This is a genomic window from Gammaproteobacteria bacterium, from assembly GCA_015709695.1.
GTDB lineage: Bacteria > Pseudomonadota > Gammaproteobacteria > Steroidobacterales.
The window spans coordinates 1,364,574-1,387,510 of sequence record CP054183.1 but is presented as its reverse complement, the minus strand read 5'-3'; the positions used below and the strand labels follow the sequence as shown (position 1 = coordinate 1,387,510).

Annotated in this window: 22 protein-coding genes and 1 tRNA gene; 17 read left to right on the top strand and 6 right to left on the bottom strand. The window is 67.5% G+C overall.

What is annotated here, in order from left to right; translation table 11 throughout:
* The first annotated feature begins 24 nt into the window (after window positions 1-24).
* The 7 genes from hfq (at window position 25) to HRU81_06550 (ending at window position 6,210) form a co-directional block, all read left to right on the top strand.
* A complete protein-coding gene (gene hfq / locus HRU81_06580) occupies window positions 25-264 on the top strand; it encodes an RNA chaperone Hfq (protein ID QOJ33315.1) in 240 nt (79 codons plus the stop codon).
* 61 nt (window positions 265-325) lie between these two features.
* Window positions 326-1,630, top strand: coding sequence for a GTPase HflX (hflX, locus tag HRU81_06575; GenBank protein QOJ31787.1), 1,305 nt, complete (start codon window positions 326-328; stop codon window positions 1,628-1,630).
* A gap of 38 nt (window positions 1,631-1,668) precedes the next feature.
* Window positions 1,669-2,850: an FtsH protease activity modulator HflK gene (hflK, locus tag HRU81_06570; GenBank protein QOJ31786.1), complete on the top strand. Its 1,182-nt coding sequence runs from the start codon at window positions 1,669-1,671 to the stop codon at window positions 2,848-2,850.
* Between the two features lie 20 nt (window positions 2,851-2,870).
* On the top strand, window positions 2,871-3,722 hold the full coding sequence (gene hflC, locus HRU81_06565; GenBank protein ID QOJ33314.1) for a protease modulator HflC: 852 nt from the start codon (window positions 2,871-2,873) through the stop codon (window positions 3,720-3,722).
* A gap of 48 nt (window positions 3,723-3,770) precedes the next feature.
* Complete coding sequence (locus HRU81_06560; GenBank protein ID QOJ31785.1) at window positions 3,771-3,968, top strand: DUF2065 domain-containing protein; 198 nt, start codon at window positions 3,771-3,773, stop codon at window positions 3,966-3,968.
* A gap of 40 nt (window positions 3,969-4,008) precedes the next feature.
* Entirely contained in the window at window positions 4,009-5,316 is a 1,308-nt protein-coding gene (locus tag HRU81_06555) for an adenylosuccinate synthase (protein ID QOJ31784.1), read from the top strand.
* 6 nt (window positions 5,317-5,322) lie between these two features.
* Entirely contained in the window at window positions 5,323-6,210 is an 888-nt protein-coding gene (locus HRU81_06550) for a hypothetical protein (protein ID QOJ31783.1), read from the top strand.
* Window positions 6,211-6,231: 21 nt separating this feature from the next.
* Here the strand turns inward: HRU81_06550 and HRU81_06545 are convergent, their stop codons facing one another.
* Window positions 6,232-7,371, bottom strand: coding sequence for an aromatic ring-hydroxylating dioxygenase subunit alpha (locus HRU81_06545; protein QOJ31782.1), 1,140 nt, complete (start codon window positions 7,369-7,371; stop codon window positions 6,232-6,234).
* Window positions 7,372-7,460: 89 nt separating this feature from the next.
* Here HRU81_06545 and HRU81_06540 point away from each other — a divergent pair, with 89 nt between their 5' ends.
* Entirely contained in the window at window positions 7,461-8,060 is a 600-nt protein-coding gene (locus HRU81_06540; protein ID QOJ31781.1) for a hypothetical protein, read from the top strand.
* Window positions 8,061-8,085: 25 nt separating this feature from the next.
* On the opposite strand, the gene HRU81_06535 is transcribed toward HRU81_06540, so the two are convergent.
* Window positions 8,086-8,170, bottom strand: a tRNA-Leu gene (locus HRU81_06535).
* A gap of 115 nt (window positions 8,171-8,285) precedes the next feature.
* Here HRU81_06535 and rnr point away from each other — a divergent pair.
* From rnr to alr, 8 genes are all read left to right on the top strand, one after another.
* Entirely contained in the window at window positions 8,286-10,496 is a 2,211-nt protein-coding gene (gene rnr, locus HRU81_06530) for a ribonuclease R (GenBank protein ID QOJ31780.1), read from the top strand.
* A complete protein-coding gene (gene rlmB / locus HRU81_06525; protein ID QOJ31779.1) occupies window positions 10,493-11,248 on the top strand; it encodes a 23S rRNA (guanosine(2251)-2'-O)-methyltransferase RlmB in 756 nt (251 codons plus the stop codon). Before rnr ends, rlmB begins: the two co-directional genes overlap by 4 nt.
* A gap of 89 nt (window positions 11,249-11,337) precedes the next feature.
* Entirely contained in the window at window positions 11,338-11,757 is a 420-nt protein-coding gene (rpsF, locus tag HRU81_06520; GenBank protein ID QOJ31778.1) for a 30S ribosomal protein S6, read from the top strand.
* 35 nt (window positions 11,758-11,792) lie between these two features.
* Entirely contained in the window at window positions 11,793-12,017 is a 225-nt protein-coding gene (gene rpsR / locus HRU81_06515) for a 30S ribosomal protein S18 (GenBank protein ID QOJ31777.1), read from the top strand.
* Between the two features lie 60 nt (window positions 12,018-12,077).
* Window positions 12,078-12,959 (top strand): hypothetical protein, encoded by an 882-nt coding sequence (locus HRU81_06510; protein ID QOJ31776.1) that lies wholly within the window; start codon window positions 12,078-12,080, stop codon window positions 12,957-12,959.
* A gap of 51 nt (window positions 12,960-13,010) precedes the next feature.
* Window positions 13,011-13,472, top strand: coding sequence for a 50S ribosomal protein L9 (rplI, locus tag HRU81_06505; protein ID QOJ31775.1), 462 nt, complete (start codon window positions 13,011-13,013; stop codon window positions 13,470-13,472).
* A gap of 19 nt (window positions 13,473-13,491) precedes the next feature.
* A complete protein-coding gene (dnaB, locus tag HRU81_06500) occupies window positions 13,492-14,880 on the top strand; it encodes a replicative DNA helicase (protein QOJ31774.1) in 1,389 nt (462 codons plus the stop codon).
* Window positions 14,877-15,989, top strand: a complete 1,113-nt coding sequence (alr, locus tag HRU81_06495; protein ID QOJ31773.1) for an alanine racemase — start codon at window positions 14,877-14,879, stop codon at window positions 15,987-15,989. The genes dnaB and alr overlap by 4 nt, the downstream gene beginning before the upstream one ends.
* A 13-nt stretch (window positions 15,990-16,002) precedes the next feature.
* Here the strand turns inward: alr and HRU81_06490 are convergent, their stop codons facing one another.
* From HRU81_06490 to HRU81_06480, 3 genes are read right to left on the bottom strand one after another with little or no spacing between them, the layout of a single operon-like run.
* A complete protein-coding gene (locus HRU81_06490) occupies window positions 16,003-16,686 on the bottom strand; it encodes an FHA domain-containing protein (GenBank protein QOJ31772.1) in 684 nt (227 codons plus the stop codon).
* Window positions 16,687-16,695: 9 nt separating this feature from the next.
* Window positions 16,696-17,520: a Stp1/IreP family PP2C-type Ser/Thr phosphatase gene (locus HRU81_06485; GenBank protein ID QOJ31771.1), complete on the bottom strand. Its 825-nt coding sequence runs from the start codon at window positions 17,518-17,520 to the stop codon at window positions 16,696-16,698.
* Window positions 17,517-20,078, bottom strand: coding sequence for a protein kinase (locus HRU81_06480; protein ID QOJ31770.1), 2,562 nt, complete (start codon window positions 20,076-20,078; stop codon window positions 17,517-17,519). The genes HRU81_06485 and HRU81_06480 overlap by 4 nt, the downstream gene beginning before the upstream one ends.
* 117 nt (window positions 20,079-20,195) lie before the next feature.
* On the opposite strand from HRU81_06480, the gene radA reads away from it, so the two are divergent.
* On the top strand, window positions 20,196-21,554 hold the full coding sequence (gene radA, locus HRU81_06475) for a DNA repair protein RadA (protein QOJ31769.1): 1,359 nt from the start codon (window positions 20,196-20,198) through the stop codon (window positions 21,552-21,554).
* Here the strand turns inward: radA and HRU81_06470 are convergent.
* The gene (locus HRU81_06470) at window positions 21,551-22,816 is read right to left on the bottom strand and encodes an HlyC/CorC family transporter (protein QOJ33313.1); all 1,266 of its coding nucleotides are present in this window, start codon (window positions 22,814-22,816) and stop codon (window positions 21,551-21,553) included. The two genes, radA and HRU81_06470, sit on opposite strands and share 4 nt — an antisense overlap.
* Window positions 22,817-22,937 lie beyond the last annotated feature (121 nt).

Below are 22,937 nucleotides of genomic sequence, written 5' to 3'. Positions count from 1 at the left end.
CCAGAACAACACCGGGAGGCCAGGATGTCCAAGGGGCAGATTCTGCAGGACCCTTTCCTGAACGCCTTGCGCAAGGAGAAGATCCCGGTCTCGATCTACCTGGTCAACGGCATCAAGCTGCAGGGAACGATCGAGTCGTTCGACCAGTTCGTCGTGCTGCTCAAGAACAGCGTCAGCCAGATGGTCTACAAGCACGCGATTTCGACAGTGGTTCCGTCGCGCAATGTGCGCATGGGTGGCGATGAGGAAGAAGCTCCTGAGTGAGTCCACTGCCGCCCCTGGCGGCCGCGCGGTAGCGGATGCCGCCGGCACGGGGAGCGGCTGATTGTTCGAGCGTCCCGGGCGCGGCGAACGTGCGGTGCTGGTGCATGTCGGAAGCGGGCAGGCGCCATCGGCAGAAGAAATGCAGGAGTTTGCTGCCCTTGCGCTGGCCGCGGGGGCGCAGGTCGCCGATGCGCTGGCGGCACCGTTGCGCAGCATCAATCCGCGTTTCCTCATCGGCACCGGCAAGCTCGGCGAACTCAAGCAGCTGGCGGAGTCGGCTGCGGCTGATGTCATCCTGGTCGACCATCCGCTGTCGCCGGCCCAGGAGCGCAACCTGGAGAAGGAGCTCGGCCGGCGCGTCGTCGACCGCGCAGGACTGATCCTCGACATCTTCGCGCAACGGGCACGCAGCTTCGAGGGCAAGCTGCAGGTGGAGCTCGCCCAGTTGCAGCACCTTTCCACGCGTCTGGTCAGGGGCTGGTCGCACCTGGAACGGCAGAAGGGTGGCATCGGCCTGAGGGGTCCCGGCGAGACGCAGCTCGAGACCGACCGCCGGCTCGTCGCGCGGCGTATCCGCCAGCTGCAGGAGCGCCTGCAGCGGGTGGCCCGGCACCGCGACCTGTCGCGACACCAGCGACGCCGGCACGAGGTGCCCGTGGTGTCGCTGGTCGGCTACACGAACGCCGGCAAGTCGACCTTGTTCAACCGGCTGACGGATGCGGGGGCATTCGTTGCCGACCAGCTGTTCGCGACGCTGGATCCGACACTGCGGGCCGTGCGGCTTCCTGACGGCGGCCGGATGGTGCTGGCCGATACCGTGGGCTTCATCCGCGACCTGCCGCACGAGCTGGTGGCGGCATTCGAGTCGACGCTGGAGGAGACCCGGGAGTCCCGGCTGCTGCTGCACGTGGTGGATGCCGCGGACCCCGCGCACGACGAGCGCGTCGGCCAGGTACAGCAGGTGCTGGCCAGCATCGGCGCCGGGCACCTGCCGACGATCCTGGTCTACAATAAGGCTGATATACTTGGCCTCGCGCCGCGGGTAGACCTGTCCGAGACAGGCATGCCGGCGCGCGTGTGGCTGTCCGCGGCCACCGGATCGGGCATTGATCTCCTCCTGCATGCAATTGCCGAGTACCTGCACCGGGACGTGGTGCGGGGCACGGTCAGGTTGAGCACCGCCCAGGCCCGTTTGCGCGCACGCCTGTACGAGTGTTCGGCCGTGCGCAGCGAGCGGACCACGAGCGACGGCGGCTGGGAAGTCGACGTCGAACTGGACCAGGCGGGTTTTCTCGAGTTGCAGCGCTCCGACGGGCTGCGCCTCGTCCCGGCCGGCGGTGCAGCGATGCCGGCGATGATTCAATGACGAGCGTTTGGGCGCATTTCCTGGGGTACAGGCAAGCCATGGCATGGAATGAATCCGGGAACGGCCGTAATCCGTGGGGGCGCGGCGGCGGCGACCGACAGGGGCCGCCCGATCTCGACCGCATCATCCGCGACTGGCAGCAGAAGCTGGGCAGGCTGTTCCGCGGCGGCGGCGGTTCGCGGCCGGGTCCCGGTACCGCGGGCCCCCCCGGCCCCGCCAGCCGCTCCGGCCTGGCCGTCCTCGGCGCCCTGGTGGTGGCGGGTTGGGTGGCGACAGGCCTGTACCGCGTCGATGATGCCGAGCAGGGCGTGGTCCTGCGCTTCGGCCAGTACGTGGCGACGACGATGCCGGGCCTGCGCTGGCACCTGCCATGGCCGATCGAGCATGTGGAGCTGGTGAACGTCAACGAGATCAGCCCGTTCAACAAGCAGACCCGCATGCTTACCGCGGACGAGAACATCGTGGATGTCGACCTGGTCGTGCAGTACCAGAAGGCCGATCCCGTGAAATACCTGTTCAACGTGCGGGATCCGGAGGGCACGATCTCCGACGTCAGCGAGAGCGCCATCCGCGAAGTCATTGGCAAGAGCACCATGGACTTTGCCCTCGGCGAGGGCCGTACCGAGATCGGACAGCGCACCCAGGAGCTGATCCAGGAGACACTGAACGAATACGGCACCGGCGTGAGGATCACCACGGTCAATCTTCAGGACGTGAATTTTCCCGACCAGGTCGATGCGGCCGTCCAGGATGCCATCAAGGCGCGCGAGGATCGCGAGCGCCTGTCCTTCGAGGCGCAGGCCTATGCCAATGACGTGCTGCCGAAGGCGCGCGGCGAGGCGGCACGCCGCCAGGCCGATGCCGAGGCCTACAAGTCGCGCGTCGTCGCCGACGCCCAGGGCGAGGCAGCACGCTTCGAGGCGTTGCTGAAGGAATACGAGCTGGCGCCGGGCGTCACCCGGGAACGGCTCTATATCGATGCCATTGCCGACATCCTTTCGAGGACGAACAAGGTGCTCGTGGACACTTCCGGCAGTGGCAACATGCTTTACCTGCCGCTGGACAAGATCATGGAGAACCGGGGGATGTTGCCGGCGGCTTCCGGTTCCGGCAGCACCCGCGTCACCACGCCGGTGACATCCGGCGGGACCGGCAGCGAGCCTGATGCCGCCACGGCCGGCCGCTCCCGCGAAGACCTGCGCAACCGGGGGGCACGCTGATGAACAAGTTCGCTCCCGGGATGCTGGTCGCCGCCGTGGTCGCGGTCGTCCTTGGCCTGATGTCGGTGTTCACCGTCGACGAGCGTGACCTTGCGGTGAAGTTCCGCTTCGGGGAGATCGTCGAGACCGGCTTCAAGCCGGGCCTGCACTTCCTGATCCCGTTCGTCAACAACGTCGAGAAGTACCCACGCCAGATACTGACGATCAACAACCCGCAGGAACAGTTCCTCACCAAGGAAAAGAAGAATCTGCTGGTCGATTTCTACGTCAAGTGGCGCATCACCGACGTCGGCGAGTACTACCGCGCCAGCGGCGGCAACGAGCCACTGGCGTCGCAGCGCCTGCTGGAAATCCTCAAGGACGGCATCCGTGCGGAGTTCGCCAAGCGCACGGTGCCGCAGGTGGTGGCTGCCGAGCGGCGCGAGATGCTGGATGCCATGCTGTCGGGGGCGCGCGAGAACGCCGCGTCACTCGGCATCGAGATCGTCGACGTGCGCGTGAAACGCATCGAGTTCTCCGATGAGGTCAGCGAGTCCGTGTTCAACCGCATGCGCCAGGAGCGCGCGCAGATGGCGGCGGGGCTGCGAGCGCAGGGTGCCGAGGCGGCCGAGCAGATCCGTGCCGATGCGGATCGCCAGCGCACGGTGATCATTGCCACGGCCTACCGTGATGCCGAGGTGTTGCGCGGCGAGGGCGATGCCGAGGCAGCCCGGATCTACGCCAGTGCGTATCGAAGGAACCCGGAGTTCTTCGCCTTCTACCGCAGTCTGTCGGCCTACAAGCAATCACTGGGCCAGCCCAACGACCTCATGTTGCTCGATACCAAGGGCGAGTTCTTCCGTTTCCTGAACAAGTCGGAAGGCGGGCGCTGACGCTGGCGCGGGCCGGACCGTCGTGCCAGGCCGAACCGGCAAGACGCCATGCAGTGGGCGGATCTGTTTGCGGCACTTGCCCTCTACCTGGTGATCGAGGGCCTGTTGCCGTTCGCCAGTCCCTCGGGCTGGCGGCGCAGTCTTGAAATGCTGTCGCGGCTGAGCGATGCACAGTTGCGGGTCTTCGGGCTGACGGTGGTGGTTTCGGGCCTCACCCTGCTGGTGCTGGTGCGGGGGTTCGCCTGAGCACATGCAGGGGCAGGGACGAGCAACGGATCCGGAAGTCATGACGACCAGCAGGACAGGGCGCAGCGTAATCGTCGTCGGCATCCAGTGGGGCGACGAGGGCAAGGGCAAGATCGTCGATCTGCTGACCGAGCGTGTCGGTGCAGTGGTGCGCTTCCAGGGCGGCCACAACGCCGGCCACACGCTCATCATCGCCGGCGAGAAGACGGTGCTGCACCTGATTCCGTCCGGCATCCTGCGTCCGGATGTCGCCTGCGTGATCGGCAATGGCGTGGTACTGCACCTGCCGTCGCTGCTGCAGGAGATCGATCGCCTGGAATCGCGCGGCGTGCAGGTTACGCAGCGGCTGCGCATCAGCGCCGCCTGTCCGCTGATCCTGCCGACGCACATCGAGCTGGACCGGGCGCGGGAGAGCGCCGGTGGCGCCAGGGCCATCGGCACCACGGGGCGCGGCATCGGCCCCGCCTACGAGGACAAGGCAGCCCGCCGCTCGCTGCGCGTTTCGGACCTATTCGGTCCGGCCCGGCTTGCCGAGCGCCTGGCGGCGGCCACGGCCCTGCACAACTTCGTGCTCGAGCACTATCACAAGGTTGTGCCGGTCGATGCCGGGGCCATCCTCGAGGAGCTGCAGAGGCTCGGTGAGCGCATCAAGCCGCTGGTGGGGGATACCGCCCTGTTCCTCGATCGCCAGCGGCGTGCTGGTGCAAACCTGCTGTTCGAGGGTGCGCAGGGTGCCATGCTCGATGTGGACCACGGCACCTATCCCTACGTCACCTCGTCGAATACCACGGCGGGCTTTGCCGCCACGGGCAGCGGCCTCGGCATTGGCGCCTTCGATTACGTGCTGGGTATCGTCAAGGCCTACACGACCCGCGTCGGCGCCGGCCCGTTTCCCACCGAACTGTTCGACGATACGGGCAGGCACCTCGCGGAAGTCGGTGTGGAGTTCGGCTCGACGACCGGCCGGCCGCGGCGCTGCGGATGGTTCGATGCGGTAGCGGCGCGGCGTGCCGTCCTGCACAACGGCGTGACCGGCCTCTGCGTGACCAAGCTCGATGTGCTGGACGGCCTCGAGCGCCTGAAGATCTGCGTGGGCTACCGGCTGCATGGCCAGGTGGTCGACGCCACGCCCGTGCTCGTCGACCAGTATGCCGACTGCGAGCCAGTCTACGAGGAGCTGCCCGGTTGGCGTTCCTCGACCGTGGGGATCACCACGCTGGAGGGCCTGCCGGCGAATGCACGACGGTACCTGGCCCGCATCGAGGAGATCCTCGGTGTGCCGGTGGACATGATCTCCACCGGCGCCGACCGGGCGCAGAACATCATCGTCCGTCATCCCTTCGACTAGACGTCCATGGCTCGTGCCGGCACGCCTGTCACCCAGCTGGTTTCGCCGGGGCGACGCGCGGGCCGGTTGCTTGCGGGCCTGATGCTGCTGGCTGTCACCGCCTGCAGCACGGGGTTCATCTACAACCGCGTGGGCTGGGCGGTGTCCTGGTATGTCGGCGGGTTCGTCAGCCTGGACGAGTCCCAGGAGCGGCAGTTGCAGGATGCGGTGCGGCGGACCCTGGTCTGGCACCGTGCGACGCAACTGGAGCGCTACGTCGGCGTGCTGGAGGGCCTGGCTGCAGCAGCAGCGGGTCCGCTCACGGTCGACACCCTGCAGGGCCAGTACCAGGAGGCCGAGCAGCTTCTCTCCGACCTGCTCGGGCAGATTGCCCCCGACGCGGCGCGACTCCTCGGTTCGCTGGATGCCGGGCAGCGTGCCGAGCTGGCCAGGAACCTGGAAGAATCCAATGCCGAACTCCGGGAAGATCGCGCCGGGCAGGACCCGCAGGCCCGCCAGCAGCGCCGCAGCAAGGTGGCAGTCCGCGTGATCCAGCGTTTCACTGGCAGACTGACGCCTGCCCAGCGCCAGCTGGTCGGGGAACGGCTGGCGACCATGCAGGACCTGGACGATGCCTGGCTGCAGCGGCGCCAGGCCTGGCAGCAGCAGTTGCTCGGCCTGCTGGAGACCAGCGATCGCGGGCCGGCGTTCGAGCAGGCCGTACGCGACCTGCTGCTGGATTCCGCGAGGGCAGGCGGAGAAGACTACCGGCGCGGGGCGGAGGCCAATCGACGCGTCGTCCTGGCCATGCTGGCTGCGCTATCGGAAACCCTGGATCCCGGGCAGCGTGAGCGGCTGCAGCGCAAGCTTCGGGGTTATGCGCAGGACCTGCGCCGCCTCGCCGAGGCAGGCTGAGGGATCTTTGCCAGCGGTGGCTCAGGCCGGTTCGGTGGTGTCGCTACCGGCGGGCCGCAGCGGCACGGTGCGATGCACCCAGTTTCCCGGGTCACTGCGTCGCAAGGGAGACGGGATCACCAGTACGTGGTTGCGGCTCTCCACCGCGTAGCGCTCGCTGTCGATCTCCCAGCCGCGATTGGCCCAGTGCCGCACCAGGCGGCGAAATGCCACCTCCATGCTGTCGGCCTTCGTCAGGAATTCCTCCGGCAGCGAGGGCGGGGTGAGCTGCGGCCGTACCTTCTCGACAATGCGCAGGTCCTCGGCAATCGCCTCCTCCAGGCCCTTGATCCGCTCGGCGTCGTGTTCCTCGCCTAGCAGGTAGTTGCGCGCCTGCCAGCCGAAGGCACGGGTATGGAACTCGTCGATGGGTGTGCGGGCGGTGAAGTTGATCTGGCTCATGCCCTCGCTGAAGGTCGGCTGGATGCGATGGCAGACGCCGACGATGCTGAACTCCAGCGACACGCGCGTGCGGCTGCGGTTCGCCGGCAGCAGCTTCGCCAGTTCGCCCGACTTTGCGCTCGCATCCGGCGCATGCTTCTCGCGGCGGACCCGGGCGCCATGCGGCAGCAGCTCGATATCGGCTGCCGCGGATTTCGGATCGACACGCCCGCCAAAGCGCCGGTGCACGAAGCTGGTGTGGATGGTGTCGAGGGAGTTCTCCTCCATGCGCACCCAGTTGGCCGCCGCCTCGAAGCGATAGGGAACGAGACGCCAGTGCTGCGGATCGTCGTACTCGGGGAGCAGGTCGGGAATCGGCGCACGCTCCTCGGGCGGCAGGTCGCCGAGGAACACCCAGATCCAGCCGTATTTCTCGGTAGTAGGGTAGCTGTCGAGGCGCGCCCGTCGCGGCGGCTTGACTTCGGCGCCCAGCGCCGGGATGAGCACGCATTGCCCGTTGGCATCGAACTGCCAGCCATGGTACGGACATGCCAGGCAGCCGGCGGCGACCTTGCCGTCGCCCAGGGCGCCGCCGCGGTGGCAGCAGGTGCCGGGCAGGCAGCTGACGCCGCCGCCAGAGCGGAACAGCACGAAATCCAGCCCCAGCATGCGCACCGCGAGCGGGCGGTCTTCCGGCAATTCGGCGGAGGTGGCGGCAACGTACCAGTTGTTGATCAGCATGGGGGCTTCCAGCCAGGTGGTCCTAAAGTCATACTAATATAACAATTGTACGCGACCATCAGTACCGGAGCCCCCGGGGGAGATCGAGCGTGGCGACAGCAGTGGAACTTCTTCGTTGGGAGCGGCGCCGCAAGATGCAGGTGCGCGAATCCTTCAGCGCGGGCCTGGCGCATTTCCGCAGCAGTGGCGGCAACGCCGAGCCGTTCTACCATGCCTGCATCGACTACCTCGTTCCGGGCCAGCAGCGCCTCATCGACCAGGACCGCCGGCTGGTGGATCTGCTCGCGCCGCGGGTTCCGGCGGCGCAGCAGGCGGATCACCAGGCCATGCAGGCACTGCGCGAACGGCTGGACCTTGGCTCGGGATCCCTGGACGAATTCCGGCGCGCCGCAGACCAGTACCGCCAGGCGGGCCGGGCGGGCCGGGCCGGCTTCGAAGCGGCCGCCGCGCGCTTTCTCGACGTGCTGGTCAACGTGCTCGGTGCCCGCAGCCATTCGCTGCGACACCTCACCTCGACGCTGCTGAAGGACGAGGATTGGCAGCGCATCGTCGATTCGACCCCGGAATTCACCGAGTCGGAGGCTGCGGCGTTTGCTGCCGTGAGCGCCGCGGCTCCGCCGGGCGCCGCACCGGAGGCCATGGCCGCGCAGCCGGCAGCCGGCGGCGGCCCGCCGCGGCATGGTGCCTGAAATCCTGCCGGAAATGCTCCGCTGATGGTGCCCAGGAGAGGACTCGAACCTCCACGGATCGCTCCACTGGTACCTGAAACCAGCGCGTCTACCAATTCCGCCACCTGGGCATGGGGCGCGAGAGTGGCGCGAATTTAAAGGCACCCTGTATGCTTGTCAACGAAATGGGCCGGTTTCCGTTGCACGACATTGCCTAAGCGCCGCACTCCGGCCGGGCGCAAGCCAGTGGATGGCGGTCGCCAGTCGCGCTACCGCCACCCGGTTCCCGACGCCAACGATGTCATCCTGGCATTGCAGGCCAGCGGCGTGCCCCAGTCCTTCGACGCGCTGGCTGCGACGCTCGGCGTGCAGGAGCCCCGTCATCGGCACAGCCTGCGCAAGCGCCTGCAGGAGATGGCCAGCGCAGGCCGCCTGCTGCTCAACCGCCGCGGCGAGTACTGCCTCATCGAGAAGCTCGATGCGGTGACCGGGATCGTTTCGGCGCACCGTGATGGCTACGGCTTCCTCATCACCAGCGATGACAGCGGTGACGTCTTCCTCCCTCCCGACGAGATGCGCCAGCTGCTCGATGGCGACCGGGTGGCCGTGCGACTCGCGGGATCCGGTCCGCGCGGGCGCCGGGCCGGCACGGTGGTGGAGATCCTGGAGCGCGGCAAGCAGAGCGTGGTTGGCCGCTACGTGCGCGAGCGGGGAGTGGGCTACGTCGTGGAAGGTGGCCGGTCCGCGCGCCATTACCTGGTTCCCGATGCGCATCGCGGCGGCGCCGCCGATGGCCATTTCGTCAAGATCGAGATCATCACCTACCCGGGCGTCAACCGCGAGGCGCAGGGCAAGGTGGTCAAGCTGCTGGGCAGCCCGGAGGAGGATCCGAAGGTCGCCACGGATGCAGCCCTGGAGATATTCGGGCTGCCGGCGGTATTCCCACCCGAGGCGCGTCGTGCTGCTGCCGACCTGGGCCCGGAGGTCCGGGAGGAGGACAAGGCCGGACGGGTAGACCTGCGCGGGCTGCCGCTGGTGACCATCGATGGCGCGGATGCGCGCGACTTCGACGATGCGGTGTACGCCGAGCCCGACCATGGAGGTTGGCGGCTGCTCGTGGCCATTGCCGATGTTTCCCACTACGTGCAGGCCGGTGACCCGCTGGACCGGGAGGCCGCCCATCGCAGCACCTCTGCCTATTTCCCGGACCGGGTCGTGCCGATGCTGCCGGAGCAGCTGTCCAACGGCCTGTGCTCCCTCAACCCGGGTGTCGACCGCCTGTGCATGGTCTGCGAGATGCGCGTATCGGCTGCGGGGGAGGTCGGCGGCGCGCGCTTCTACCGTGCCGTCATGCGCTCGCGCCAGCGCCTGGTCTACGAGGAGGTGCAGGCCGCGCGTGACGGCGACGCCGCCGCACGCCAGCGGGTGCAGGGCGTGCAGTCCCAGCTGGACAGCCTCTACGGCGTGTTCTCGAGCCTGGAACAGGCACGCCAGCGGCGTGGTGCGCTGGAGCTGGAGTTGCCCGAGACGCAGATCACCCTCGGCAGCGACGGCCGCATCGCCGGCATCAGCCTGCGCCAGCGCAACGACGCCCACCGGCTGATCGAGGAGTGCATGATCGCCGCCAATGTGCAGGCGGCGAAGTTTCTCCAGCGCCGCCATCTGCCGACGCTGTACCGGGTGCATGCGGGGCCGGACGAGGAGAAGTTCGAGAACCTGCGGCTGATGCTGCAGGCGCTGGGGGCCAAGGTCACCAGCCAGGCGCGGGCACGACCGCGCGAGATCAACCGTATCCTCGCCTCCATGCGCGACCGGCCCGATTACCCGATGCTGGCGACGGCGGTGCTGCGCACCATGTCGCAGGCCGTTTACCAGCCGGCCAACATCGGCCATTTCGGCCTGGGCCTTGCCACCTATACCCACTTCACCTCGCCGATCCGCCGCTACCCCGACCTGCTGGTGCACCGCGGGATCGGCCACCTCCTCGACCACGGCAAGCCGGCTGCCTACCGCTACGACCTGGCAGGCATGGAATTGCTGGGGCGGCTCACCTCCGAGCGGGAACGCCGCGCCGAGGAAGCCGCGCGCCATGTCGAGTCGCGCTACAAGTGCGCCTACGTCAAGGACCGCATCGGCGAGGTGGTCGATGGCGTCGTCTCCGGGCTGACACATTTCGGCCTGTTCGTGACGCTGACGGCACTCAATGTCGATGGCCTGGTGCACGTGACCAGCCTGCGCAACGACTATTACCACCTTGGGCAGGGCGGCCTGCGCCTGGTCGGCGAGCGCACCGGGCAGGGCTATGGCCTGGGCGAGCGCCTGCGGGTGCGCATCCTGCGGGTCGATGTCGACGAGGCACGCATCGACCTCGGCCTGGAGGAGGACATGCCGGTGACTGCCCGACGCAGCCGGCGCCCGGCATCGGGGCCGCGGCGGGGCCCGCAGCGGCGACGATGAGCACCGGGGACCGTCTTACCTACGGTATCCAGGCGGTGCGCAAGGCCCTCGCGGCAGGGCGTGCGACGCGGTTGTACCTGCAGGCAGACCTGGGTCAGAAGCGGCTCGGTCGCCTGGCCGAGGACATCGCGCGCAGCCGGGTGCCGGTGGAGCACTGCCCGGCAGAGCAGCTCGAGCGCCTGACGGGCACCGCCAAGCACCAGGGCATTGCCGCGCGGGTGACCGGCACCGCCAGCCTTTCCGAGCGCGAGGCGCTTGGCCTGCTGGCCACGCTCTCGCCGCCCTTGGTCCTGGTCCTGGACGGCATCGAAGACCCGCGCAACTTCGGATCGCTGCTGCGGACGGCCGACGCGGCGGGAGTGGACCTGGTGGTCACCGGCAGGAGCCGCAACGTGGGGGTGACGCCGGTCGCCAGCAAGGTGGCGGCAGGCGCGGCCGAGGCGCAGACCCTGGCCGAAGTGGCCAACCTGGCGCGCTTCCTGGAGCAGCTCGCGGTGGCGGGCGTCAAGGTCGTCGGCACCGATGAGGCGGCCCCCGTCAGCCTGTTCGATGCCGACCTGACCGGCCCGTTGGCGATCGTCATGGGGGCCGAAGGCAAGGGCATGCGGCGCCTCACGCGGGAGCACTGCGACCTGCTCGTGAGGCTGCCCATGCACGGCGTGGTCGAGAGCCTGAATGTCGCCGTGGCGGCCGGCATCTGCCTGTACGAGTGCCAGCGCCAGCGCCTTGCACGGGCCGGACCCGTCCGGTAGCATTCCGCGTCCTGCGCGACCCGGCCGACACCGGATCCGCCTCCTTGCCACACCGCGCTGCGGGTGGCTGTCATCCACAGGGAGTCACAATGCGTCACTATGAGATCGTGTTCCTGGTCCATCCGGACCAGAGCGAGCAGGTTCCGGCGATGGTCGAGCGCTATCGCGGGATCGTCACCGGCAGCGGCGGCACGGTGCACCGCCTCGAGGACTGGGGCCGGCGCCAGCTGGCCCACACCATCGCCAAGGTCCACAAGGCACACTACGTGCTCATGAACATCGAGTGCGCCAAGCCGGCGCTCGACGAACTGGCCGATGCGTTCCGTTTCAGCGATGCGGTGCTGCGTCACCTGGTCATCCGGCGTGACGAGGCCGTGACGGAGCCGTCGTTCCTTGCCCGCTCGGCCGACGAGGAAAATCGCGAAGGTTCCGGCCGCGGCGCTGCCCGTGAGCAGGCGCGCGACAGCGAAGAAGCCCCGCCCGCCGCAGCCGATCAGGCCGCCGGCTGACGGCGGCTCCCGACACCAGATTCCGGAGTAGTGACGTGAGCAGATTTTTCAGGCGCCGCAAGTTCTGCAAGTTTTCGGCCGAAGGAGTCAAGGAGATCGACTACAAGGATCTCGAGACCCTGCGGCAATTCATCACCGAAACGGGCAAGGTGGTGCCAAGCCGCATCACCGGCACCAGGGCGAACTACCAGCGCCAGCTGGCACTGGCGGTGAAGCGTGCCCGCTTCCTGGCGCTGCTGCCGTACACGGACAAGCACTGATTTGGCGCTGCAGGCGCCCTGCCGGCGGCTGCGGCGGGGATCGACCGGGCGGCGTCCGCCATGACAGGCCTGCCGGCATGGCTCATGGAGCGTCGCGCGGCGCGGGTGGCGCTGCTCGCGGTACTGTTCCCGCTGCCGCTGGCGCTGGTGATCAGCGCCGCAATCGCGGTGTTGATCACCAACGTGAAGGGCTGGCGGGCGGCACTGGCGGACTGCGGCCTGGCGCTGCTGCTGTTGCTGGCCCTGGCCACGATGGCGGGGACGGGCTGGCTGGAACTCGGCAGTGGTGCCGCCCTGACCTGGCTGGTGGCGATCCTTCTTGGCGCGCTCCGCAGCCAGATGTCGCTGACACTGGCGGTGCAGGCTGCGGTGCTGCTCGGCGTGGCGGCCGCTGTCGGATTCACGCTGTGGATCCAGGATCCGCAGGCGTACTGGGAAAGGGTGCTGACGGACCTGGCACAGCGGGCCGACAGCGCCGGGTTGAATGTCGGCCCGGCAGACCTGGTGCCGGGAGCAGCCCAGGTCATGACGGGCATGATGTCGGCCAGCGCAGTGACGAGTTCGGTCGTTGCCTTGTTCCTCGGCTGTGCCTGGAGCGGTACCGCCCACGGCCGGGATTTCGGCAGCGAGTTCAGGCAGCTGCGCATGGGTCGGACGCTGAGCCTGGCGACCGCGGGCACGGCGCTGCTTCTGGCAACCGGCCTGCGCGGCACGGCCGACGACCTGCTGCTGGTCTTTGCCAGCGGCTTCGTGCTGCAGGGTCTGTCGCTCGTGCATTGGCATGGCTTCGTCCGGCGCTGGCCGCGGCTCTGGAGCCTGGCGCTGTACCTGCCGATGGCGTTGCTGCCGGCGGTTGCAGTGCTGGAACTGCTTGGCCTGGCCGTGATCGGCCTGGCCGACAATATCGTCAACCTGCGGCGGAATGGCCGCGAAGTGGTGTAATCTGGGAATCGCCGCCCGCGGGCTGGCGCAAGCAATAAGCGAGAGAAGCTCATGGAAGTCATACTGCTCGAAAAGGTCGCGAATCTCGGCAACATCGGCGACCGGGTGAAGGTGAAGCCCGGTTTCGGGCGCAATTTCCTGCTGCCCAAGGGCAAGGCGACCCTCGCCACCGAGGCCAACATCGCCAGGTTCGAGGCGCGCCGCGCCGAACTTGAAGGCAAGCAGGCTGCGGAACTTGCCGCAGCCCAGGCGCGCGCCGATCGGCTGGCACAGCTGCAGCTCAGGGTGCCGGCCAAGGCGGGCAGCGAGGGCAAGCTTTTCGGCTCGCTCGGCACGGTGGACATTGCCGAGGCCTGCACGGCCGCAGGCTGCCCGGTGGAGCGCAGCGAAGTGCGCATGCCCGCCGGGCCCATCCGCAGCATCGGCGAGCACCAGGTCGACCTGCACCTGCATGCCGACGTCACGGTATCGATCACGCTGAATGTCGTGGCGGAGGACGCCGCGTCCGCGTAACGGAGCGGCAGGCGCCGCCATGGCCAGCGCTTCCTTCGCTGCAGAGCCGTCCATGGCCGGGATCGACAGGCTCAACCTGCCGCCGAGCTCGGTGCAGGCCGAGCAGGCCCTGCTCGGCGGCCTCATGCTCGACAATGCGGCATGGGACAAGGTCGCGGACCTCGTCTCCGAGGCGGACTTCTACAGGCCGGATCACCGCCTGATCTACGCTGCCATCCGTGCGCTGGCGGAGCGGCGCCAGCCCTTCGACGCCATCACCATCTCCGAGTACCTGGAGAGTCGCGCCGAGCTCGCCGATGCCGGCGGCCTGGGTTACCTGGCGACACTGGTCCGGGATACGCCGAGCGCGGCGAACGTCGCGGACTACGCGCGCATCATCCGCGACCGGGCCCTGCTGCGCGAACTGGTGCAGACTGGCAACAGCATCGTCGGCAGCGCCTTCCATACCGAGGGCCGTCCCGCCAGCGAACTGGTGGACGAGGCCGAACAGCGCATCCTGGAGATTGCCCGCCGCGGGCAGCGCGGCGGTGCCGGGTTCGTGCACCTGCGTGATGTCCTCGGCAAGACCATCGACCGCCTGGACGAGCTGCACCAGGCGGGCGGCGCGATCACCGGGGTTTCCACGGGCTTCTCGCGCTTCGATGACCTGACCTCGGGCCTGCAGAAGGGCGACCTGATCATCGTCGCGGGCCGGCCCTCGATGGGCAAGACCACGCTCGCGCTCAACATCGCCGAGAATGCCGCCTTCGGTTCGCGCCTGCCGGTGGCGGTCTTCAGCATGGAGATGTCGGTCGACCAGCTGGCCTTCCGCATGATCTCTTCGCTGGGGCGCGTGGACCAGTCGCACCTGCGCAATGGCCGATTCGGGGACGAGGAGTGGCCGCGCATTCACGGCGCCGTGCGCCAGATGGCCGATGCGCGCATCTTCATCGACGACACGCCGGCGCTGACGCCCACCGAAGTGCGTTCGCGGGCCCGGCGCCTGCAGAAGGAGCATGGCCTCGAGCTCATCGTCCTCGATTACCTGCAGTTGATGCGGGTGGCCGGCAACGCCGAGAACCGGGCAACGGAGATCTCCGAGATATCACGCTCGCTGAAGGCGCTGGCCCGCGAGCTCAAGGTACCCGTCATCGCCTTGTCACAGCTCAACCGCAGTGTCGAGCAGCGCCAGGACAAGAAGCCGGTCATGTCGGACCTGCGCGAATCCGGCGCCATCGAGCAGGACGCCGACCTCATCGTCTTCATCTATCGCGAAGAGGTCTACAACCAGAATACGCCGCGCAAGGGAATCGCCGATATCACGATCGCCAAGCAGCGCAATGGCCCGACCGGCGAGTTTCCGCTGACCTTCCTCGGCAGGTACACGCGCTTCGAGAACTACGCCCCGGAGATCGAGGGATTTTCATGACGCCGGCGGCGGTGGCCGTCGTCAGTGCCGGAGCGCTGCGTCATAACCTGCGGAATGTCCGGGAACGGACTCCAGGTTGCCGCGTACTCGCCGTCATCAAGGCGGATGCCTACGGGCATGGCCTCATCGCCGTTGCCCGTGCCCTGGATGACGCTGACGGCCTGGCTGTGGCGCGCATGGAGGAGGCCGTGCGGCTTCGCGAGGCCGGGATCACCAGGCCGATCGTGGTGCTGGGTGGCTTCATCGACGGCAGCGAGCTGGAGGAGGCGGTCCACCGCGGGTTGGACGTCGTGGTCCATGATCCGGCGCAGATCGAAAGGCTTGAGCAGGTCCCGGCACGCATCGATGTCTGGCTGAAGATTGACACGGGCATGGGGCGCCTGGGGATCGCGCCCGGGACCCTGCTGGATTCGCTGGCGCGGCTGCGTGCCAGGCCGGCCGGCGGCACGGTCCGTCTGATGACCCACCTCGCTGCGGCGGATGACCCGGTTTCGACACAGACCGCGACGCAGCTGGCGGCCTTCGAGGCCTCGGTTGTTGAAGCGGTGGCCCAAGGCTGGGTGGGCGAGGTCAGCTTTGCCAACTCGGCAGGAATCCTCGCTGGACAGGCCATTGCGAGGGATGGCGTACTGGCAGCGGGGCAGGCCAATTGGGTCCGGCCGGGCCTGATGCTCTACGGTGCCTCGCCCCTGCCGGATCACGCTGCGGCTTCACTGGGCCTGGCGCCGGCCATGTCATTCGAGAGCCGGTTGCTGGCCGTACGCCGGTTGCCCCGTGGCAGCCGTGTCGGCTATGGCGGTGATTGGCAGGCTGCGCGGGACAGCGTGATCGGCGTGGCAGCCGCGGGCTATGCCGATGGCTATCCCTGGCACTCCTCGTGCGGCACGCCGGTGCTGGTGAATGGCCAGCGCGCACCGGTGATCGGCCGGGTTTCCATGGACATGATCAGCATCGACCTGACCGAGGTTCCGCTGCCTGGCCCGGGCGACAGGGTGGTCCTGTGGGGAAACGGCCTGCCGGTGGAGGAGGTTGCCCGCTGTGCCGGCACCATTCCGTACGAGCTGCTGGCCGGAATGGGCCCGCGTGTGCTGCGGCAGGTCGCCGGCTGAGGCAGGCACCGACTCAGTCGAGGAAGAACCCCATCTTGATGCCGACCAGCTCGATGACATCGTTGTCATTGAGCTTGCGCGCCTGTGAGCCGATCGGCTGGCCGTTGACCTTCGGCGGCTCGCGGTTCGGGGCATTCTCCACCTGCACCAGGTTGTAGCCGTCCCCGCGGCGCGTGATCGCGATCACCTGCACGCCCGGCTGGCCCATGGTGGTGAGGGCCTTGTTGAGCGCCACCTCACGGCCAGCGAAGTTGCCGTTGAGCACCTGGATCTTCGCGGATATGACCGCGGGAGCGGCCCGCTCCGCGCCACGGGCAGCAGTCGGTGCGACGTGCACGCCACTGGCGGCCATGTCGGACTTCGACAGCACCATGGTCTGAGCGAACTCGTCGTGGTCCTCGCTGTCGGTGGCGCTGTCGACGAAACGCAGCTGGTGGCGTCCAACCGTGATGAGGTCCCCGTTCTGCAGCGCATGCTTCTTGATCAGCTTGCCATTGACGTAGGTGCCATTGGTGCTGTTCAGATCCTCGAGGAACGAATCGTTGAGGATGTTGATGATCAGCGAGTGGTGCCCGCTGACCGTGGGGTTGTCGATGCGCACATCGTTGTCCGGGAGCCGGCCAACGGTGTAGCGCTCCTTCATCATGTTGTATTCGGCCAGCACCTGGCCGTCGAGGCTGAGAATGAGGCGTGCCATAGTGAAAGGCTACCCAAAAATGCTCTTGACCCTGGTGAGCAGGCCTGTCCGCGCCGGAAAAGGCTCGACGACCTGCGCCAGAATCACCGAGACGTTGTCCTTGCCCCCATGATCATTGCTGAGCTGGATCAGCTGCTGACCAACGATCTCAAGATTAGCATTAAAAGTGCTGATCGTTAAGTGAATGTCTTCATCTTCGACCATGTCCGGCAGGCCGTCCGAGCACATCAGGTAGATATCCCCCGGCAGGGCGTGGTCTTCCTGGACCTCGACCTGGACGGCCGGCTCGACTCCCAGGGCCCGGGTCACGTAATTCCGGTTGGTGGAGCGGGCAGCCTCTTCCTGGGAGTAATAGCCCCTGTCCACCAGCTCCTGGAGCAGGGAATGGTCCATGGTCAGCTGCTCGAAGCGGCCACGTCGCAGGCGATAGATGCGGGAGTCGCCGACGTGTGCGATGGATACCCGGTTGTCGTGGAACAGCAGCGCGACGATGGTAGTGCCCATGCCATCACACTGCGGCTGGCTCTTGGCGGTCTGGTGGATGATCTTGTTGGCCCGCGCCACGGCATCGCGCAGGATGATGGACTGGCGCATCAGGCGGGATTCGGGGTCCAGGGCGCTGCGGTCCTCGCGGCGACAGGCTTCACCCACGAATTCCAGCACCGTCCGCACGGCAATGCCGCTGGCCACCTCGCCAGCATTGTAGCCACCCATGCCGTCGGCGAGCACGAGCAGCCCGGTATCCAGGTTGGCGCCTATGGCGTCTTCGTTGTGCTCACGCACACGGCCAACATCCGTGAGCTGCGCGGCGCGGATTTTGTTTCGCAGGCTCATGAGGTCCGTGCGGGGGACGATGTTTCCAACCTACTACAACAGTCGCGCAACGCCAATGCCATGGCACGGCCGCTGGGGTAGCGGTCCGACGGGTCCTTCGCGAGGGCCCGGTCGAGCACGCTGTCGATGCAGGCCGGCAGGTCGTCACGGACTTCGCGGACCGACGGATGCCGTTCGTGGGCAATCTTCTGCATCAGTCGCGGTATGGAATCGGCCCGGAAGGGCGGGTTGCCCGTCAGCAACTGGTACAGCGTGACACCCAGGGAGAACAGGTCCGATTGCCCGGTCACGTTCGTGCCTGCCAGTTGCTCCGGCGACATGTAGGAGGGCGTGCCGAGGATGATGCCGGTCTTGGTGCGGCTGCTGTCGGTCAGCCGGGCAATGCCGAAGTCCGTGATCTTCAGGGCGTCGGTCTCGCGGTCGTACATGATGTTTGCAGGCTTCACGTCCCGATGCACGACATGCTGGCCATGTGCGTAGTGCAGTGCCTCCGCGGCCCGGGCCATCAGTTCCAGGACGCGGCGTGGCGGCAGCAGGTTGCCGGGCTGGGCGTAGTGGCTGAGGGACTTGCCGGGGAAGTACTCCATGGCAAGGTAGGCAACCTGGCCATCTTCGCCAGCGTCGTAGATGCTGATGATGTTCGGGTGGTTCAGCCGGCCGGCCGACTCGGCCTCGCGCAGAAACTGCGTCTTGGCGTTGACCAGATCGGAATCCGTGAATTCCTCGGCCAGGGCGATGGTCTTGATGGCGACACGGCGGTTGATCTTCGGGTCACGGCCGAGATAGACAGTCGCCATGGCGCCGCGGCCGATGGCGTCCTCGATCTGGTAGCGTCCGATGGTCTGGCCGTTGAGCGCGGGCGCATCCGTTGTCGGCTTCAGCACCGGGCGGAGCGAAGGCGCTTCAGGCGGCGCGCTCTGGCCGCCCTGCAGGCTGCTGCGCAGGCCGGCCAGCTTCTTCAGCTTCTCGCCAGCATGCCGGAATTCCGGATCGATTCCTGCCAGGTGCCGCAGGACGCGCTCCGCCTTGGCCAGGTCGCGCTGGCGGGCATGCTCGAGGGCCACTTCGTACAGGCGCTCCTTGACGTGGGCACTGGGCGCCTGGTGACGCAGCACGGAGAACGCCATGTCCAGCTCGTCTGCAGCATTGCCCGGTTCCATTGCGGGAGCCGGCGATCCTGCCGCGGCCGCGACAGCCAGCACGGGTGCTCCGACATGCGTTGCCGCGGGGTGCATGAGGCGTACGGTACCGCTGGCCACGGCCGTGAACACGGCGACGCTGCCCAGGTGAACCCAGAGACCGGGCCCGAGCAGCAGATAGGCTTCGATTGCCAGGATCGCGGCGGCACCGAACAGGCCGATCATGACCGTCAGCGCTGCCGGCATCGTCCGGCCCCAGCGCAGGATGGCGGCGCCGATGATCAGCATGAGGGAGATCTCCAGCCACTGCAGCCAGGGCGGCCGCACGATGTAATCCTCCTGCAGGATGTTGGACAGCGCGGTGGCTACCAGCAATGCCGGCGTACTGCGGTCCTCGAGCGGTGTCGGGTAGCCGCTGTCGGTGGCAGCCAGGCTGCCATGCCCGAGGATGACGATGTGGCCGGCAACGCGCCGTGCTGCCGCATCGGACTCCAGCAACTTCCCGGCAGGCACGATCTCGAAGGCAGTTTGCTGCTCGTGTCCGGGGTAGTAGCGCAGCAATGCGCTGGCGCCACCGGAGGTACGGACACGGTGCTGCTCCCAGCGGATGGATTCCGCGTCCAGCGTGGGCGGTTTGCCGTTCGGGAACGTCAGCGCCAGTGCCGCGCGCAGCGCTACCGAGGGCAGTTGTCCGCTGGCTGTCCCCACCAGCAGGTCGTGACGGCGGACGATGCCGTCCGAGTCCGGCCAGAATTCCGCGTGGCCCATGCCGAGCGCCACCTGGCATATGGCGTCTGCGGGCGCAGCCACCGCACGCACGCGTCGCATCGGGGCCGCTTTGGCATCCGGCGAGTCCGACACGACCTCGATGAGATGCCGCGCACAAGCGCCCGTCACGCTGGCCCCCATGGCGCGCGTGCCCTCGAAGGTCGGGGCGCTGAGGATCATGTTGCGCAGGCTGCCGATCGCGGCGAGGGTTGCCGAGTGCAATTCGGCACGGCGACGCATGTCGGTGAGCCGGCGCACGAAGGCGCCGCCGTCAGGACCCGCGCCGCCGCGGCGCTCGATCTCGGCAAGCGCCGCGAGTTGCGCAGCGTCGGGCAGCGCATCACCGGCGGGGGGCGGATCGAGCGCAATCACCAGGCGCGCGCCTGCCTTGCCCAGGGCCCTGAGAACATCGGGAAAGCTCGTTGCCTCCCACAGGCTGCCTGCACCCTCGTCGATCTGGCTGGTATCGACGATGACGACCTGCGGGCTGCCGGAAGCGCCTTGCAGGCCCTGGGTGAGGTCGTAGATTCCCTGCTCGATGCGCGTCGATACCGGAGCGAGCGATAGCAGTACGCCGGCCAGCAGGATGCTCAGGCCAGCCGGCCCCGGCCGCAGCGAGCCACCATTGGTAACGCTGTCCCACGCACGCATTTCGACATAGTATCGGCCGCGCCGGCCGACGACTGAGAACCGGTTGGGATTCTCCCGTGGCCGGCGTCATTTGCGACTGGCCGGGCAGCCGCCGGTGAGAGCAGGATCACAGTTCCCATGGCCAGAACACAGATCGCCTACAGCTGCAGGGAATGCGGCTCGACCAGCCTGAAATGGCAGGGCCAGTGCCCCGCCTGCGGTGCCTGGAACAGCCTGGATCCCGAGGCCCGGACACTCGAACCGAACGCGTCGCGGCAGCGACCCGAGGCGCGCCCCACCCGGTTGGCGGACCTGCGCCCGCTGGGGGTGGAGCGGCGGCCGACAGGCATCGGTGAGTTCGACCGCGTTCTCGGCGGTGGCCTGGTCCCGGGGTCCATCGTCCTCGTGGGGGGCGCTCCCGGCATCGGCAAGTCGACGTTGCTGTTGCAGGTGGCCGGCATCAGTCAGGCGGACTGGCCGACACTCTATGTCAGCGGCGAGGAATCGGCTGACCAGCTGGCCCTGCGTGCGCGCCGGCTGGGCCTCGACCCGGCAGCGGTGACGGTCATGGCCACGACCAGCGTGGAGGAGGTGGTGGACGCGGCCAGGCAGCTGCGCAGCGCCTGCCTGATCATCGATTCCATCCAGACAATGCTGGCGGATTCCGTGTCGGCGGCACCCGGATCGCCGAGTCAGCTTCGTGAGTGCACGGCAAGGCTGATCCAGCTGGCCAAAACAGCGGGGGTAGCCATCATCCTCGTCGGTCACGTGACCAAGGAGGGCGTCATTGCCGGCCCGCGGATGCTCGAGCACATGGTGGACGCAGTCCTGTATTTCGAGGACGAGACCAGCAGCCGGTATCGTCTGCTGAGATCGGTGAAGAACCGGTTTGGCGCGGCGAACGAGCTCGGCATCTTCGCCATGGGCGAAGAGGGATTGCGCGAGGTGCGCAATCCCTCGGCCATCTTCCTCTCGCCCCCCGGGGAGCGGGTGGCGGGAGCGGCGGTCACCGTCCTGCACCAGGGAACGCGGCCGCTGGTCGTCGAAGTGCAGGCGCTGACGGACCGGGGGGGCGGGGGTGCGTCCCGGCGGCTGGCGGTCGGGGTGGACCAGAATCGCCTGGTATTGCTCCTGGCGGCCCTGCATCGGCATGGTGGGCTCGACACTCACGACGATGACGTGTTCGTGAATGTCGTTGGAGGTGTACGGGTGAGCGAAACCGCCGCGGATCTGGCCCTGCTCGCCGCGGTGGCATCGAGCCAGCGCGGGACGGTGCTGCCAGCCGCCACGGTGGTCTTCGGTGAAGTGGGTCTCGGTGGCGAGATCCGGCCAGTGGCTTTCGGCGAGGAGCGTATACGCGAGGCGGCGAAGCTGGGCTTCAGGCGCGCGATAGTTCCGCGGGCAAACCTTGCACGCCGTCCCGTGCCCGGAATCGAGGTCGTCGGCGTGACGCGCCTGGCCGAGGCGCTGCACGCCCTGTCCCTTGCAGCGGGCTAGGCTTCGCGGGCAAGGCCGGGTGGTGCTTCCTCCGGCTGGCGGATGCGGACGGTTTCCACGACGTTGCCGCTGGTCTGCAGGATTTCGACCGCGTAGCCGTTGAGCATCAGGCCGGTCCCCTTGCGGGGAATGCTGCCGAGCTTCTCCAGAATCAGGCCGTTGAGGGTCTTGGGACCGTCTGTCGGCAGGCTCCAGTGCATGGTGCGGTTGAGGACCCGGACGTTGGCGCTGGCATCGATGATGTAGCCTCCGGAAGCGGTATCCGGGCGCGGGAGGCTGGGACCGGCATCCGCTGGCTCGCTGGTGAAGTCGCCGACGATTTCCTCCAGCAGGTCCTCCAGCGTGACGATCCCCTGGATGTCGCCATATTCGTCGACGACGAAGCCGGTTCGCTGGCGACTGCGCTGGAACTGCACCAGCTGCTTGTTCAGCGGCGTGCCTTCCGGCACGAAATACGGCTCGTCCAGCAGTGATTCGAGGACGGTGGCTGACAGCTTCTCGGAGTTGGGATGGGCGATGAGCCTCTTGACGTGCAGCAACCCGACGACGTTGTCGATCGCCTCGCGATAGACCGGCAACCTCGTGTAGCCACTGCCGCGTATGGTGGCGATGATCTTCTCCCAGTCGTCGGTGAGGTCGATGCCGACCACCTCGCTCTGCGGGATCATGATGTCCTCGACGGTGATCTCGCCCAGTTCCAGTACGCGCATCATGATCTCGTGCCGCTTGCGCGGCAGCAGCGCACCAGATTCCGCCAGTATCGTCCGCAGCTCCTCGATGGTGAGGTTGTGGCCGGCACTGTCCTCCGGGCGCATCCCCAGCAGGCGCAGCAAGCCATTCGAAAACAACGTGATGAGGGCAACTGACCAGCTGACCGGCAGCAGGAACCGCAGCAGGAAGTGATAGAAATAGGCGCCGGTGAATGCCACGCGCTCGGGCCGCACCGCCGCGTAGGTCTTGGGTGTCACTTCTCCGAAGATCAGGACGGCAATGGTGACGACCACGGTGCCAATCGCCGCAGCAGCCGGGCCGCCGAGCTGCATGGCTGCCACGGTGACGATGCCGGCCAGCGCGTTGTTGACCAGGTTGTTGCAGAACAGGATGACGCCGATCAGGCGGTCCGGTCGTTTCAGCAGGTTCTCGGCGAAGCGGGCACCGCGATGGCCGGTACTTGCGAGATGCCGCAACCGGTAGCGGTTCACCGACATCAGGGCCGTTTCGGTTCCGGAGAAAAATGCGGAGCAAAGCAGGAGAAAGAGCATGGACCCGAAAAGCGTGCCCAGCGGGATGTCAATGCCCAAGGTGAGGAATGCTCCTGTCTGGGGGATAAGGATCCATCGTTGCGAATGGCTGCCGCCGATGTCAAGGAAGGCGGCTGCCGGC